The sequence below is a fragment of the Streptomyces sp. RP5T genome, assembly GCF_003933965.1.
Classification (GTDB): Bacteria; Actinomycetota; Actinomycetes; order Streptomycetales; family Streptomycetaceae; genus Streptomyces.
The window spans coordinates 1-13,754 of the sequence record NZ_RSAJ01000208.1; the positions used below are offsets into that span (position 1 = coordinate 1).

The 13,754-nt window shown below is 72.6% G+C and carries 15 protein-coding genes; 8 read left to right on the forward strand and 7 right to left on the reverse strand.

Annotation, left to right across the window (positions count from 1 at the left end; genetic code table 11):
- The first annotated feature begins 162 nt into the window (after nt 1–162).
- Nucleotides 163–1,188, forward strand: coding sequence for a LacI family DNA-binding transcriptional regulator (locus EHS43_RS21885; protein WP_125192465.1), 1,026 nt, complete (start codon nt 163–165; stop codon nt 1,186–1,188).
- Nucleotides 1,189–1,250: 62 nt separating this feature from the next.
- On the opposite strand, the gene EHS43_RS21890 is transcribed toward EHS43_RS21885, so the two are convergent.
- Entirely contained in the window at nt 1,251–2,045 is a 795-nt protein-coding gene (locus tag EHS43_RS21890; protein ID WP_125192466.1) for a VOC family protein, read from the reverse strand.
- Between the two features lie 267 nt (nt 2,046–2,312).
- Between EHS43_RS21890 and EHS43_RS21895 the strand changes: the two genes are divergently transcribed.
- Nucleotides 2,313–2,588, forward strand: a complete 276-nt coding sequence (locus tag EHS43_RS21895) for a WhiB family transcriptional regulator (protein WP_185806356.1) — start codon at nt 2,313–2,315, stop codon at nt 2,586–2,588.
- Here EHS43_RS21895 and EHS43_RS21900 read toward each other — a convergent pair.
- The 4 genes from EHS43_RS21900 to EHS43_RS21915 form a co-directional block, all read right to left on the reverse strand.
- Nucleotides 2,539–3,186, reverse strand: a complete 648-nt coding sequence (locus EHS43_RS21900) for a hypothetical protein (RefSeq protein ID WP_125192467.1) — start codon at nt 3,184–3,186, stop codon at nt 2,539–2,541. The genes EHS43_RS21895 and EHS43_RS21900 overlap by 50 nt on opposite strands.
- Nucleotides 3,187–3,252: 66 nt before the next feature.
- Complete coding sequence (locus tag EHS43_RS21905) at nt 3,253–4,230, reverse strand: acyl-ACP desaturase (protein ID WP_125192468.1); 978 nt, start codon at nt 4,228–4,230, stop codon at nt 3,253–3,255.
- Between the two features lie 205 nt (nt 4,231–4,435).
- Nucleotides 4,436–5,212, reverse strand: a complete 777-nt coding sequence (gene ddaH, locus EHS43_RS21910) for a dimethylargininase (protein WP_125192469.1) — start codon at nt 5,210–5,212, stop codon at nt 4,436–4,438.
- Nucleotides 5,213–5,399: 187 nt separating this feature from the next.
- On the reverse strand, nt 5,400–7,019 hold the full coding sequence (locus EHS43_RS21915; protein WP_125192470.1) for an ABC-F family ATP-binding cassette domain-containing protein: 1,620 nt from the start codon (nt 7,017–7,019) through the stop codon (nt 5,400–5,402).
- Between the two features lie 285 nt (nt 7,020–7,304).
- Between EHS43_RS21915 and EHS43_RS21920 the strand changes: the two genes are divergently transcribed.
- Nucleotides 7,305–7,952 (forward strand): GPP34 family phosphoprotein, encoded by a 648-nt coding sequence (locus EHS43_RS21920; RefSeq protein WP_125192471.1) that lies wholly within the window; start codon nt 7,305–7,307, stop codon nt 7,950–7,952.
- Nucleotides 7,953–8,079: 127 nt separating this feature from the next.
- On the opposite strand, the gene EHS43_RS21925 is transcribed toward EHS43_RS21920, so the two are convergent.
- A complete protein-coding gene (locus EHS43_RS21925; RefSeq protein ID WP_125192472.1) occupies nt 8,080–8,496 on the reverse strand; it encodes an SsgA family sporulation/cell division regulator in 417 nt (138 codons plus the stop codon).
- A gap of 250 nt (nt 8,497–8,746) precedes the next feature.
- Here EHS43_RS21925 and EHS43_RS21930 point away from each other — a divergent pair, with 250 nt between their 5' ends.
- The 4 genes from EHS43_RS21930 to mmpA all read left to right on the forward strand — a co-directional run bounded on the left by EHS43_RS21930 (nt 8,747) and on the right by mmpA (nt 11,364).
- A complete protein-coding gene (locus EHS43_RS21930) occupies nt 8,747–9,850 on the forward strand; it encodes an oxidoreductase (protein WP_125192473.1) in 1,104 nt (367 codons plus the stop codon).
- A gap of 51 nt (nt 9,851–9,901) precedes the next feature.
- Nucleotides 9,902–10,231, forward strand: a complete 330-nt coding sequence (locus tag EHS43_RS21935) for a plasmid stabilization protein (RefSeq protein WP_125192474.1) — start codon at nt 9,902–9,904, stop codon at nt 10,229–10,231.
- A 153-nt stretch (nt 10,232–10,384) separates the two neighbouring features.
- Entirely contained in the window at nt 10,385–11,074 is a 690-nt protein-coding gene (locus EHS43_RS21940; RefSeq protein WP_125192475.1) for an endonuclease V, read from the forward strand.
- A gap of 131 nt (nt 11,075–11,205) precedes the next feature.
- Nucleotides 11,206–11,364, forward strand: coding sequence for a morphogenic membrane protein MmpA (gene mmpA, locus EHS43_RS46565; protein ID WP_185806355.1), 159 nt, complete (start codon nt 11,206–11,208; stop codon nt 11,362–11,364).
- Nucleotides 11,365–11,371: 7 nt separating this feature from the next.
- On the opposite strand, the gene EHS43_RS21945 is transcribed toward mmpA, so the two are convergent.
- Nucleotides 11,372–12,550, reverse strand: coding sequence for a trans-acting enoyl reductase family protein (locus EHS43_RS21945; protein ID WP_125192476.1), 1,179 nt, complete (start codon nt 12,548–12,550; stop codon nt 11,372–11,374).
- 194 nt (nt 12,551–12,744) lie between these two features.
- On the opposite strand from EHS43_RS21945, the gene EHS43_RS21950 reads away from it, so the two are divergent.
- Nucleotides 12,745–13,754: CaiB/BaiF CoA-transferase family protein (locus EHS43_RS21950; RefSeq protein WP_148104074.1), on the forward strand; the 1,010-nt coding region annotated here is incomplete at its 3' end.

Consider the following 13,754-nt stretch of genomic DNA (forward strand, 5'->3'; position numbering starts at 1 on the left):
GGGTGGACCTGCTGGCCTGAAGCGGGGCGCCGGACGTCGGCAGAGCCGTGGACCGCACTGGTCCCCCCACGAGGGCCCTTCCCAGGGCCCTCCCGAGAGCGCTCTCGCCGATTCCTCCTCCGGGGCTATCCTGATCCGCACCCGCCGACGAGGAGCCCCGAAGTGACCGAGACTGTGCCGCGCCCGACTCTGGAGGCCGTGGCGGCCCGGGCCGGGGTGTCGCGGGCCACCGTGTCCCGGGTGGTGAACGGCGGGGACGGGGTCAGGGAGCCGCTCGTCGAGCGGGTGCGCAGGGCCGTCGAGGAGCTCGGTTACGTGCCCAACCAGGCCGCCCGCAGCCTCGTCACCCGGCGCCACGACGCCGTCGCCGTGATCGTGGCCGAGCCGGAGACCCGCGTCTTCGCCGACCCGTTCTTCGCGCTGCAACTGCGCGGGATCAGCAAGGAGTTGACTGCCCACGACAACCAGCTCGTCCTGCTGCTCACCGAGGGCCGCGACGACCACGCCCGCGTCGGACGCTACCTGGCCGGAGGGCATGTCGACGGCGCGCTCGTCTTCTCGCTGCACCTCGACGACCCGCTGCCCGGACTGATCCAGCGCGCCGGTGTCCCCACCGTGTTCGGCGGACGGCCCGGCTGGAGCGACGGGACGACGGACGCGGTGTACGTCGACAGCGACAACCGGGGCGGTGCCCGCGAGGCCGTGCGGTGTCTCGTCGGGCTCGGGCGCACCCGCGTCGCCCACATCACCGGACCCCTGGACCAGACCTCCGCGGCGGACCGGCTCGACGGCTACCGGGACGTCATGGGCGACGCCGACCCGGGCCTGGTCGTGCGGGGCGACTTCACCCCGGCCGGCGGGGAGCGGGCCATGCGGGAACTGCTCGACCGGTACCCGGACGTGGACGCGGTGTTCGCCGCCAACGACCTCACCGCGTCCGGCGCCCTGCGCGTGCTGCGGGAGCGCGGACGCCGGGTGCCGGACGACGTGGCGGTGATCGGCTTCGACGACATGCTGCCGATCGCCGAGCAGGCCGATCCACCGTTGTCGACGGTCCGTCAGGACATAGAGGAGATGGGCCGGTTGATGGCCCGACTGCTGCTGCGGGACCTCGATCCCGCGCGCGCGGGCACCGCACCGGCGGGCGTCGTCCTGCCCACCACGCTGGTACGGCGCGCCTCCGCCTGACTCGGCCGCCGGCCCCCACTCCGCCGGCCCCCAGAGCCCTGATGCGTCCGAGTGCGCCCCGTCTAGGGCGCCTGCCGAGGTTCGCTCCTGATCACCGCGAAGCGGGCGCCGTACGGGTCGGCCAGCCTGGCGACCCGGCCGACGCCGGGGATGTCCGAGGCGGGCAGCCGGACGGTGCCGCCCAGCTCCTGTGCCCGCGCCGCCGTCCCGTCCGTGTCCGTGACCTCGAAGTACGGCATCCAGTACGCCCCGGCCCGCGCCTCCAGCGGGTCCTCGGCGAGCGGGACGATGCCGCCGAACATGCTGTCCTCGCTCTGCCCGTCCGGCAGCACGGTGGTGTACGTGCCGCCGGGGAAGTCGACGGCGTAGGTCTCCAGGCCGAGAGCCGCGCGGTAGAAGTAGGCGGCCATCGGCAGGTCGGCCGTGTACAGCTCGACCCAGCACAGCGAGCCCGGCTCCTGGGTGACGTCCAGCCCCTTGTTCTGCGCGGGCTGCCAGACACCGAAGGGCACGCCCGCCTTGTCGGCGAGGATCGCCATGCGGCCCTGGTCCAGCACGTCCATGGGCTGCATCAGCACCGCGCCGTGCGCCTCCTCGGCCGCCTTCGCGGTGGCGTCCACGTCCGGGCTCTGGAAGTACACGGTCCAGGAGGGCGGGCCCTGGTCCGGTGTGGTCTGCATGCCGCCCGCCGCGGTCCTGCCGGCGAGCCGGAACAAGCCGTAGCCGCCGACCTCGGGCGGGCCCGGCTGGAACTCCCAGCCGAACAGGCCGCCGTAGAAGGCGGCGGCGCCGTCGATGTCGGGGGTGCCGAGGTCGAGCCAGTTGGGAGCGCCGGTGACGTAACGGGTCGTGAGCATCTTTGCCCTCCTCTGAGGGGTCCCGTTGCCTGTACCGCCGAGTCTTGCACCCTCCACCGACAATCGCCGCCGGTACGCCGACGCGGGCCGGTACGACCTGTCCGGCCCCTCCCCGGGGACGCGCGGACACGCGGACACGCGGATCCCGCGCGCCGCCGTGCGTGCCCGCGCCCGACAGGGGACCATCAAGACTCCCGGGGGGCCGTGAACGGCACCGTTGATCCCGCGTTGATCGAACGTTTTTCGCTTCCCGGCACGATCTCGGCCATGCACATCGACACCATCACCCCGACCGACCCCGCCTGGCAGGCGCAGGCGTTGTGCGCGCAGACCGGGGCGGACTTCTTCTTTCCCGAGCCGGGCAGCTCGGTCCGGGAGGCGAAGCGCATCTGCGGCATGTGCGAGATGCGCCCGGCCTGCCTCGAGTACGCCCTGGCCAACGACGAACGCTTCGGCGTCTGGGGCGGCCTTTCCGAGAAGGAGCGGCTGGCGATCAGGCGCGACGGCAAAAACGGCGGGCCGTCCGGACGTGAGTGCGGTTAGGATCCCGGGGCGCACCCGGACGCGGTGTTTGGACTCGGGGGCCCACCTGCGCGCGCAGCGCGGGCGGGCAGTCCGGGCGTACGGACAGCGCCCAGCGGGCGTAACCGGGCAGCGGCCGCTCGCGGTCGGCGGCGGCGACCGTCCGCCAGTCGCCGTGGCCGAGCACCACGGACGCGGCGCTCCTGGCCGTCTTCAGGGAAGTGGCCGCCCGCAGTGCGCCGACGAGCCCCCGCGCCACGACGTCCCGCGGCACCGGGGCCTCGTCCGCGTACGTGCGCAGGATGTCGGCCACGGGGAGCGGCCCCCTGCGGTCCGGGCCGAAGGGCGCACCCCGCAGCACGGCCCGCCGCATCGTCGGGTCGGCGCAGGGATGCCCGTACACGGCCGCGTTGAGCTCGGGGTCGTCCTCCTCCAGGATCCACACCAGGACGGAGGGCGGGACCATGATCTGCTGCAGGACGGCGTGGGCGACCCGGCGTTCGTTCGCGCCCGGCGGTGGCGCGCCGATGTGCCGCCGTACGCGTACGGCGGCTTCGGTGTCGATCAGGCGCAGCAGGAAGCCGACGGCCCGCTGATCCATGCTGTTGCTGTCATGCATGAGCGCATGATGACGCAGGAGGCCGACGTCCCGCACCGGTGATCGGACGGGTCGGGCAGGCCGGCGTCAGGCGCCCGCGCGGGCCGCCATCCGTGCCTTGCGCGCCGCGAGCTTCTCGTCGAACTTCGAGGCCTCCGCGTCCAGTCCGCCCATGTACAGGCCGAGTTCGTCCTGCGCCTTCTGGCCCTCGGGGCCGAGGCCGTCGATCTCCATGACCTTCAGGAAGCGCAGCACGGGCTGGAGCACGTCGTCGTGGTGGATGCGCATGTTGTAGATCTCGCCGATCGCCATCTGCGCGGCGGCCCGCTCGAAGCCGGGCATGCCGTGGCCGGGCATCCGGAAGTTCACGATCACGTCGCGCACCGCCATCATCGTGAGGTCGGGCGCGAGCTCGAAGGCCGCCTTCAGCAGGTTCCGGTAGAAGACCATGTGCAGGTTCTCGTCGGTGGCGATGCGCGCCAGCATGCGGTCGCAGACGGGGTCCCCGGACTGGTGGCCGGTGTTGCGGTGCGAGACGCGGGTCGCGAGCTCCTGGAAGGAGACGTAGGCCACCGAGTGCAGCATGGAGTGGCGGTTGTCCGACTCGAAGCCCTCGCTCATGTGGGCCATGCGGAACTGCTCCAGCTTGTCCGGGTCCACCGCGCGCGAGGCGAGCAGGTAGTCCCGCATCACGATGCCGTGCCGGCCCTCCTCGGCGGTCCAGCGGTGCACCCAGGTGCCCCAGGCGCCGTCACGGCCGAAGAGCGAGGCGATCTCGTGGTGGTAGCTGGGGAGGTTGTCCTCGGTGAGGAGGTTCACGACGAGGGCGATCCGGCCGATCTCGGTGACCTTGGACTGCTCCTTGTCCCAGGCCTCGCCGTCCTCGAAGAAACCGGGGAAGTTGCGGCCGTCGCTCCACGGCACGTACTCGTGCGGCATCCAGTCCTTGGTGACCTTCAGATGCCGGTTGAGTTCCTTCTCGACCACTTCCTCCAGCGCGTACAGCAGTCGCGCGTCGGTCCACTCGGAGGACGGGCTGCCGAGGTGAGGGGAAGTGATCGTCACAGGTGCTCCAGGGGGACGGGACAAACAGGTGCCGGACCCGGCGGGCGGCGCCGGGAACCTACGGCATCGTAGGCTACGAAACCGTAGGTTACGAGACCGTAGGTTAAGAGTGCTGTAAAGGCCCCCTGATCAGCAGCGTTCCCCCTGTGCCGAGCGGCCCCGGGAACCGCAGGTCCGGGGCCATGGGCAGGGGGCGCTCACCCGATCAGGCGTACAGGTCCCGCAGCCGCACTGAGAGGCAGGTCACACAGCCCTCGAGCTTCTCGAACTCGCTGATGTCCACCACCACCGGCTCGAACCCGAGGTCGGTGAGCAGCTCCGCGGTCTTCGGCGCGCTCGCGGCCATGAGCAGCTTGGGGCCGCCGAGCAGCACGACGTGGGCGCCGGCCTCCTCGGGCACGGACAGGAAGCGCGGGAAGAGCGCGGGCCGGTCCACCTTGGGGATGTGCCCGATGACGGTCCCGTCCGGCAGCGCGGTGACCGCCGACTTCAGGTGCAGCACCTTGCTCACCGGTACGGCGACCACCCGGGCCCCGAGCGGCTCGAAGGCGGCCCGCAGCTGCTGGACGCCGGCCGCGTTGGTACGGCCGCCCCGGCCGACGTAGATCGTGTCGTCGATCTTCAGCACGTCACCGCCGTCCAGGGTGCCCGGCTCCCAGATCCAGTTCACGGAGCAGCCCAGGCGTGCCACGGCCTCCTCGACGCCGCCGGTCTCCTCGCGCCGGGACTCGGCACCGGGGCGCGCGATGAGGGCGACGTTCTTGTACATGACCACGGTGTCCTCGACGAACACCGAGTCCGGGCAGTCGTCCTCCGGGTCCACCTCGACGGTCTCCCAGCCGTGCGTGCGCAGGGCCTCCACGTACGCCTCCCACTGTTCGAGCGCGAGGTCGACGTCGACCTTCTCGCGCTCGACGTGCGTCACCAGACCTTCGGCGAGGCGCGGGCTGGGGCGGCGGACGAGGGCCTTCTTGCTGGGCACGAGGGAACTCCGTATCGGCGGGACAGGGGCGGCTCCCGTGACGGGCGCCGGTCAGCCATCATGCAGCGCCGGTCCGTGTCGACAAAACCCCCGCAACCAGGCTGTGGCCCTCCTGAGACGCTCCACGGCCCCGCCCGCAGCGGTGCCGGGCTCCGGGCGGGGGCCGGTCCGGCCCCCGCCCGGGACGCTACGCGGGGAACTTCAGCTCCTCCGGAGCGACCTCCCGCAGCTCCCCGTCCAGCAGCAGCCGACGGGTGATGCCGATCGACTCCAGGAACGGCAGGTCGTGGCTGGCCACGATCAGCGCGCCCTCGTACGACGCCAGGGCCGAGGTCAGCTGGCGCACGCTCGCCATGTCGAGGTTGTTCGTCGGTTCGTCGAGCATGAGCAGCTGGGGTGCGGGCTCCGCCAGCATGAGCGCCGCGAGGGTCGCCCGGAAGCGTTCGCCGCCGGACAGCGTCGACGCCTGCTGGTCGGCGCGGGCGCCCCGGAACAGGAAGCGGGCGAGACGGGCCCGTACCCGGTTGTTGGTGGCACCCGGCGCGAGACGGGCCACGTTCTCGGCGACCGACAGCTCGCCGTCGAGGACGTCCAGCCGCTGGGGCAGGAAGCGGAGCGGGACGTGGACCGTCACCTCGCCCGACACCGGCGCCAGCTCCCCGGCGATCGTGCGCAGCAGCGTCGTCTTGCCCGTGCCGTTGCGCCCGATCAGCGCGACCCGCTCCGGGCCCCGCAGGTCGAGGCCCTTCACCCGTGCGCCGTGGGCGAGTCGCAGGTCCATGAGGGTCACGACCGTACGGCCCGCCGGCACGGCCGTGTACGGGAGGTCGACGCGGATCTCGTCGTCGTCCCGTACGGCCGCCACCGCCTCGTCGAGCCGGTCCTTGGCCTCGGCGAGCTTCTCCTCGTGCATGATGCGGTGCTTGCCCGCGGAGACCTGGGCCGCCCTGCTCTTGAGCTTCATGACGGCCCGCGGTTCGCGCTTGGTGTCGTACATCTTCTGGGCGTAGCGCCTGCGGTGGGCCAACTTGACCTGTGCGTCGACCAGTTCGCGTTTCTGCTTGCGGAGGTCGGACTCGGCGACCCGCACCATCCTTTCCGCCGCCTCCTGTTCGACGGCGAGGGCCTCCTCGTAGGCGGAGAAGTTGCCGCCGTACCAGGTGACCTCCCCCGAGCGCAGATCGGCGATCTGGTCCACCAGGTCGAGGAGTTCACGGTCGTGGCTGACCACGACCATCACCCCCGGCCAGGAGGCGACGGCCGCGTACAGCCGCCTTCGGGCGTACAGGTCGAGGTTGTTGGTGGGCTCGTCGAGGAGCAGGACGTCCGGTCGGCGCAGCAGCAGCGCGGCCAGCCGCAGCAGTACCGACTCGCCGCCCGACACCTCACCGATCCCGCGGTCCAACCCGACGTGTCCCAGACCGAGTTCGCCGAGGGTGGCCAGAGCCCGCTCCTCGACGTCCCAGTCGTCGCCGACCGTCTCGAAGTGCTCCTCGGACACGTCGCCCGCCTCGATGGCGTGCAGGGCGGCACGGCGTGCGGCGATGCCGAGCACCTCGTCGACCCGCAGGCCGGTGTCGAGCGTGACGTTCTGCGGAAGGTGGCCGACCTCGCCCGTGACGCGCACGGTGCCGTCGGCCGGGGTGAGTTCACCGGCGATCAGCTTCAACAGGGTGGACTTTCCGGAGCCGTTGACACCGACGAGACCGGTGCGGCCGGGGCCGAACGCGATGTCGAGGCCGTCGAAGACGGGAGTGCCGTCGGGCCAGGAGAAGGCGAGCGAGGTGCAGGTGAGTGAAGCAGACATGTGAGTCTCCGCGGTTGCTCGAAGCGAGAAGGGGCAAACGCGTATCGAGACACCCGCGACCACGGGAGAAGACCTGGGGACCGGAGGGAGGGCACAGGGCCCCGCTCGTCGGGAACGGCTCATATGCCGAGGTCGCACGCGGGGCACACACCTCAGGTGTGTGACACGGTGTCTCAAGACCTCAGATGAGCAACGTCCTTCTCCGATCGACGGCAACAGAAGCGTTCTACACCGTACGAGGCGGCCCCGGGGCTGTCAACGAGTTAACGCGCCTTAGGAGGCCCCGTGCCCGACGGCCCGCTCTCCCTGCCGGCCCACCTCTACCTGCTGGCCTGGGACACCTCGAAGTCCGAGGCAGCCGGTGCCGCCCAGGTGCCCCAGCTGGTCCGGGCCGGTGCCCTCACCGAACTGGCCCGGCGCGGTCTGCTCCTCGACGTGGACGGCATCGCCACGCCGGTCGACATGGACGCCGAGACCGGTGACCCGGTCCTGGACGGGCTGCTCGAACTGGTCCGCGAGTCCCGGCCGCACCGGTGGCGGAGCTGGGTGACGCCCCACACCCGGTTCACCCTGGACGCGGTACGGGAACAGCTCACCGCGGGCGGCCATCTGCGCGCCAGGAAGCGCCGGGCCCTCGGGCTGTTCCCGACGGTGGAGTACGAGCCGGCCCGCCCGGCCGCCGTGGAGGCGCTCCAGGAGCAGGCCCGGCAGATCCTGAGGGGGCCGGTGCCGGCCGCGGACGTCTCCGAGCGGGACGCGGCCCTCGTCGCACTCGCCGCGGCGGCCGAGCTGCGCACCCTGCTGCCCCGCGGGGAACACCCCGAGGGGCGTGTCGAGGAACTGGTCGAGCGCGGCGGGCAGGTGGCGTCGGTGTTGCGGGAACTCGTGCACGGCGTGCGCGGGGCGGTGGCCTCGGTCGCGGCACGCGCCTGACGGGTCTGCCGTCCCTGACGGGATCGCTGTCCCTGACGGGATCTCCGTGCCCGGGTCCGCCGCGCCACGCGGGAGCTGCTGGACGCGGCGACGTCGACGGGCTGGGCGCCCTACCGGGAGGCCGGCGTCAGTAGGCGTCGCCCATCAGCTCGGCCAGGTCGTGGTCGAGGTCGAGCTGGAGGTGTTCGAGACCGCTCGGCACGAGGTCGTTCGTCGCCTCCAGGAACCGGCGCAGCTCGCCCGAGCGCACATGCACGACGGCGGTGCCCTCGGGGGCGTGGAACTCCAGCACGGTGCGGTCGTAGCCGTACGGACGCACCCGGACGTCGCCGTGGCCCTCCGGCTCGTGCATACCGGTGGTGAGCAGTTCGCGGCTGAAGGTCCAGCAGACCTCGACGCCCTCCAGTGTGGCCGGGGCGGGGAAGGTCATGCGGACGGCGAACGGATCGCAGCGGTCGTAGTGCAGTGTGGCGGGAATGCTCGGCATCCGCGGGGCCGCGGCGACGAGACGGGCCTCTACGGGCTGCTCGATGACGGTGGACAACGCCTTGCTCCCTCGTGACGGCTGGTCGGGCTTCCGGGTGGGACGGGCACTGGAAGAGACGTCGGAATGAGCCAATCCGTGTACATGAAAGTCGAGTGACCTCTGTCACCGTCTTCATGCACCGGTGTGATCCAGTGCTTCTCCCGTGCCCCGAGAGGCACTTGTGACACCCCGCGGTCCCGCACCCGGCCCGCCGAGGGCATCTGGACGGCGCCGAGAGCGTGGGCTAGCTTCGCCCGCCATGAGGCGCATGGGGAACACGCGAGGCAAGAGGCGCAGGGGACCGACGATCCGGGCCGTCGCCGCGGGGGCGGCCTGTGCGGCGGTGCTGGCCGCCCTGACCGCCGTACCGGCCGAGGCGCACGACCCGGACGGGCGGACACCGCACTGGGAGCTCAAGGACAGCGGCACCCCCGACGTACGGTTCCGCGGACTGTCGGCGGTCAGCCGGAACACCGCCTGGCTGGCCGGGACCCAGGGCACCGTGCTGCGCACCACGGACGGCGGAGCGAGCTGGCGCAACGTCTCACCGCCCGGGGCCGCCGAGCTCCAGTTCCGGGACGTCGAGGCGTTCGACGTGCGCCGGGCCGTGGTCCTGGCCATCGGGGAGGGCGAGGCGTCCCGCGTCTACCGCACTGAGGACGGCGGCGCGACCTGGACCGAGTCCTTCCGCAACACCGACGCCAAGGCCTTCTACGACTGCCTCACCTTCTTCGACCACGTCCACGGCCTCGCCATGAGCGACCCCGTGGACGGGAGGTTCCGCATCCTGTCGACCGCCGACGGCGGCCGGTCCTGGAAGGTGCTGCCGGACAAGGGCATGCCGGCCGCGCTCGACGGCGAGGCGGGTTTCGCGGCGAGCGGGCAGTGCCTGGTCAGCTCCGGGCCCCGGGACGTCTGGCTGGCCACCGGGGGCGGGGCACGCGCGCGTGTACTGCACTCCGGTGACCGAGGCCTGACCTGGACCGCCTCCGACACACCGATCCCGGCGGCCGACCCCGCCAAGGGCGTCTTCGCCCTCGCCTTCCGTGACCGCGTCCACGGACTCGCGGTCGGCGGCGACTACCGCCCCGACCAGAGCTCGCCGCGGGCCGCCGCCCGCACCGTGGACCGGGGTGCGGCCTGGCGGCCCGCCGAGGCCCCGGTGACCGCCTACCGCTCCGGCGTGGCCTGGCTCCCGCACAGCCGCAGCGCCGCCCTGGCGGTCGGCCCCACGGGCACGGACCTCACCCGGGACGGCGGCCGGACCTGGCGCACGGTGGACACCGGCTCGTACGACACCGTGGACTGCACGCCCGACGGCGGCTGCTGGGCCGCCGGGGAGAAGGGACGGGTGGCCCGTCTGGAGAGCTGAGTGGCGCGAGGGTGGGTACCCGGTCGCCAAAGGCGAAAGGAGTGATCCCCCATGCCGGCCGGTTCGAACTCGAAGCGGGAACGCCAGTACGAGCACATCAAGAAGAGCGCGGAGGACCGGGGCGAGAGCACCGGACGAGCCAAGGAGATCGCGGCGCGGACGGTCAACAAGGAACGCGCCCGCTCCGGCGAGTCCAGGACCGCCAGCCGTACCTCGACCCAGGACATGTCCTCGGGCGAACGGGGCGGCCGGCGGTCCGGGAAGGGCTCCCAGGGCCCGACCTACGACCAGCTCTACGAGGAGGCCAGGCGCAAGGGCGTCAAGGGCCGTTCGGACATGAACAAGAGCCAGCTCCAGCGAGCCCTCGGCAACAAGGGCTGACGATCCCCTCGATCCGCGCACGGTCCCCCGCGACGGCGATGATCACGCCGCCGTCGCGGGGGTTCTCGCGTCCGGAGGCCGGGAACAGGTCCCGCTCCTCCTGCTGAACATGATCGCGAGCCGGTGCCGCCCCGCCGTACGCTCGTCCCCACCATGACGACAGTGGACATTCCAGCGGGCTGGCCCGCGACCGAGGAACAGGCCCGCGCGCTGCAGGACGAGCTGAGGGCGGCCACGGTCCTCGACGAGCCGGGCCCGCCGCCCGGCACCGGCCGTGTCACCGGGGTCGACGTGGCCTACGACGACGACCGGGACGTGGTCGCGGCGGCGGCCGTGGTGCTGGACGCGGCGACACTGGAGCCCGTCGCCGAGGCCACCGCCGTCGGCCGCGTCTCCTTCCCGTACGTCCCCGGCCTGCTCGCCTTCCGCGAGATCCCCACGGTCCTCGCCGCCCTGGACGCCCTGCCGTGCCCGCCGGGCCTGGTGGTCTGCGACGGCTACGGCCTCGCCCACCCCCGGCGCTTCGGCCTCGCGAGCCACCTCGGCGTCCTCACCGGCCTGCCGACCATCGGGGTCGCCAAGAACCCGTTCACCTTCGCCTACGACGAGCCGGGCGCCCCTCGCGGTGCCTGGACGCCGCTCCTGGCGGGCTCGGAGGAGGTCGGCAGGGCCCTGCGCACGCGTGCGGCCGTGAAACCGGTCTTCGTGTCGGTCGGCCACCGCGTCAGCCTGGACAACGCCTGCGCCCACACGCTCGCGCTCACACCGGCCTACCGCCTGCCGGAGACGACGCGTCGGGCGGACGCGCTGTGCCGGCGGGCGCTGCGGGAGGCGACCTCCTGACCCCGGGCCGAGGGGCGCTGACGCCGAGGGACACTCAGTTCGAGGGACACGCAGTCCGAGGGGTACTGAGTACGTCGTCTGAGTAGCTGTACGGATGTGCGGGCCCCGGTGCGCTCGGCAGGCTGTCCCGCATGACGACGCACCGCATGACCCACCGTTCCCCCAAGCCCCTCTCCGACCCGAACCGGCCCGTCGAGCGCGCCGTGACCGCCGCGCTGGTCCTCGGTGTGCTCGCGGGGCTCGGCTGGATCGCGGGGATGATCTACACCGTGGCGGGCTGGTCCCTCTGACCCGGGCTCACCGGCTCGACGCCACCCGGAAGGTGATCCCGGCCCGCCGCAGCCGCTCGATCAGCGCGTCCCCCATCGCCACCGCCGTCGTCACCTGACCGGACGTCTCCGGGAGGTCGTCGAAGGCCAGGGACAGCGCCGACTCGGCGAACATCTTGGCCGTCTCGTCGTAGCCCGGGTCGCCGCCCGCGACCTCGGTGAAGACCCGCCGGCCCCCGCCCTCGCCGACGAAGCGCACCGAGAACCAGCTCTTGGCCCGCTTCTCGGGGCTCGGTCCGTCGCCCGGCCTGACCCGGCCGGACAGCCAGCGCCGCGCGGGCGGCACCTGGGCCGCCGCGAACAGCGCGCCCACGGCCGCGACCCCGCCCACCGCGACCGGCAGCCGCCGTACGGCCGCGTAGTGCCGGTAGCGGAAGTCCGGGCCGTAACGCTCCAGGGCCTTCGCCGAGCGCCGGACGATCTGCGCGTCGATGGTCGGCAGCGGCAGGGCCCAGGCGCCGACCTCGGGTGCGTACCGGGGGGTGCCGGTCGGCGCGGCGGCCCGCCGCCCCACCAGACGCGGCTCGTGCCGTCCGCGGTCCCGGGCGGCGGCGATCATCTGCCGGCCGCGCGCGAACTGGTTGAGCGCCGAGGCGAAGGTCCCGCCGGAGAACATGGCGTCCGCCGTCACGAAACCGTCGACGGTGAGCGGGACGCCCTCCGGCAGCTGCCGGACCGTGAAGTAGACCCCCAGGTCGTGCGGGACCGAGTCGAACCCGCACGCGTGCACCAGCCGTGCGCCCGTCTCACGCGCGCGTGCGTCGTGCCGGACGTACATGAGGTCCACGAACTCCGGCTCCCCGGACAGGTCGAGGTAGTCCGTCCCCGCGTCCGCGCAGGCGGCGACGAGTTCCTCGCCGTAGGTCAGATAGGGCCCCACCGTGGTGGCCAGCACGCGCGCCTGCCCGGCGAGCGCGCGCAGCGAGTCCGGGTCGCGGACGTCGGCCGTGAGCACCCCGACACCGGTGGTCCCGGGCAGCCGCTCGCGCAGCGCCCCGAGCCGCTCCTCGTCGCGGCCGGCGATCGCCCACCTCAGATCGTCCGGCCCGTGCGCGGCGAGGTACTCCGCGGTGAGGACTCCCGCGAAACTCGTCGCTCCGAAGAGCACGATGTCGAAGGGACGGTCCGACCTTTTCAGCCTGCTCATGACACTCCTGGATCCGCCGCACGCGCCGTTGTCGGTGGCCGAGGCTAGCGTGAGGAGTGCGGATCCCGACGAGCAGACCGGACGTGGGCGCCGATAATTGGCTAAGCGCTTGCTCGTTCAGGTCTTGTGTCCACTGGAACGTGTTCTTAGCATCACTGGTGTTACATCGGTTGTGTCACGCCAATGGGGGCTGGATGACAACGGCAGAAACGCCCGGGCACGGCCCGCTCACCGGCGTGCGCGTCGTCGAGCTGGCCGGCATCGGGCCGGGACCGTTCGCCGCCATGCTCCTCGCCGACCTCGGGGCCGACGTCGTCCAGGTGTCCCGGCCGGGCGGCGCCGCCCTCTCGATCGACCCCGCCCACGACCTCACCAACCGCAACAAGCGCTCGGTGGTCGTCGACCTCAAGGCCCCCGGGGGTCCCGCGCGCGTGCTCGACCTGGCCGCCCGCGCCGACATCCTGATCGAGGGCAACCGTCCCGGTGTCGCCGAGCGCCTCGGGGTCGGCCCCGAGGAGTGCCACGCGCGCAACCCCGCCCTCGTCTACGGCCGGATGACCGGCTGGGGCCAGGAGGGGCCGCTGGCGCAGCGCGCCGGGCACGACATCGACTACATCGCCGTCACCGGCACCCTCGGCATGATCGGCGAACCGGACCGGCCTCCGGCCGTTCCCGCCAACCTCCTCGGCGACTACGCGGGCGGCTCCCTCTACCTCGTCGTCGGTGTCCTCGCCGCCCTGCACCACGCGCGCGCGACCGGCACCGGCCAGGTCGTCGACGCCGCCATCGTCGACGGCACCTCCCACCTCTCCGCGATGATCCACGCCATGACCGCGGCCGGCGGCTGGCAGGACCGGCGCGGCGCCAACCTCCTGGACGGCGGCTGCCCGTACTACGGCACCTACGAGACCGCCGACGGGAGGTACATGGCGGTCGGCGCGCTGGAACCGCAGTTCTACGATCTCTTCCTCGACCTGCTCGGCCTCACGGGCTTCGAGGACGCCCGCAAGGACTGGACCCGCTGGGGAGAGCTGCGCGAGGCGGTCGCGGCCCGCTTCCGCACCCGTACGAGAGACGCGTGGGCGGCCGTCTTCGAGGGCACCGACGCGTGCGTGGCGCCCGTGCTGTCGCTGCGCGAGGCCCCCCACCACCCGCACCTCGCCGCCCGCGGCACCTTCACCGAGCACGGCGGCCTGACCCAGCC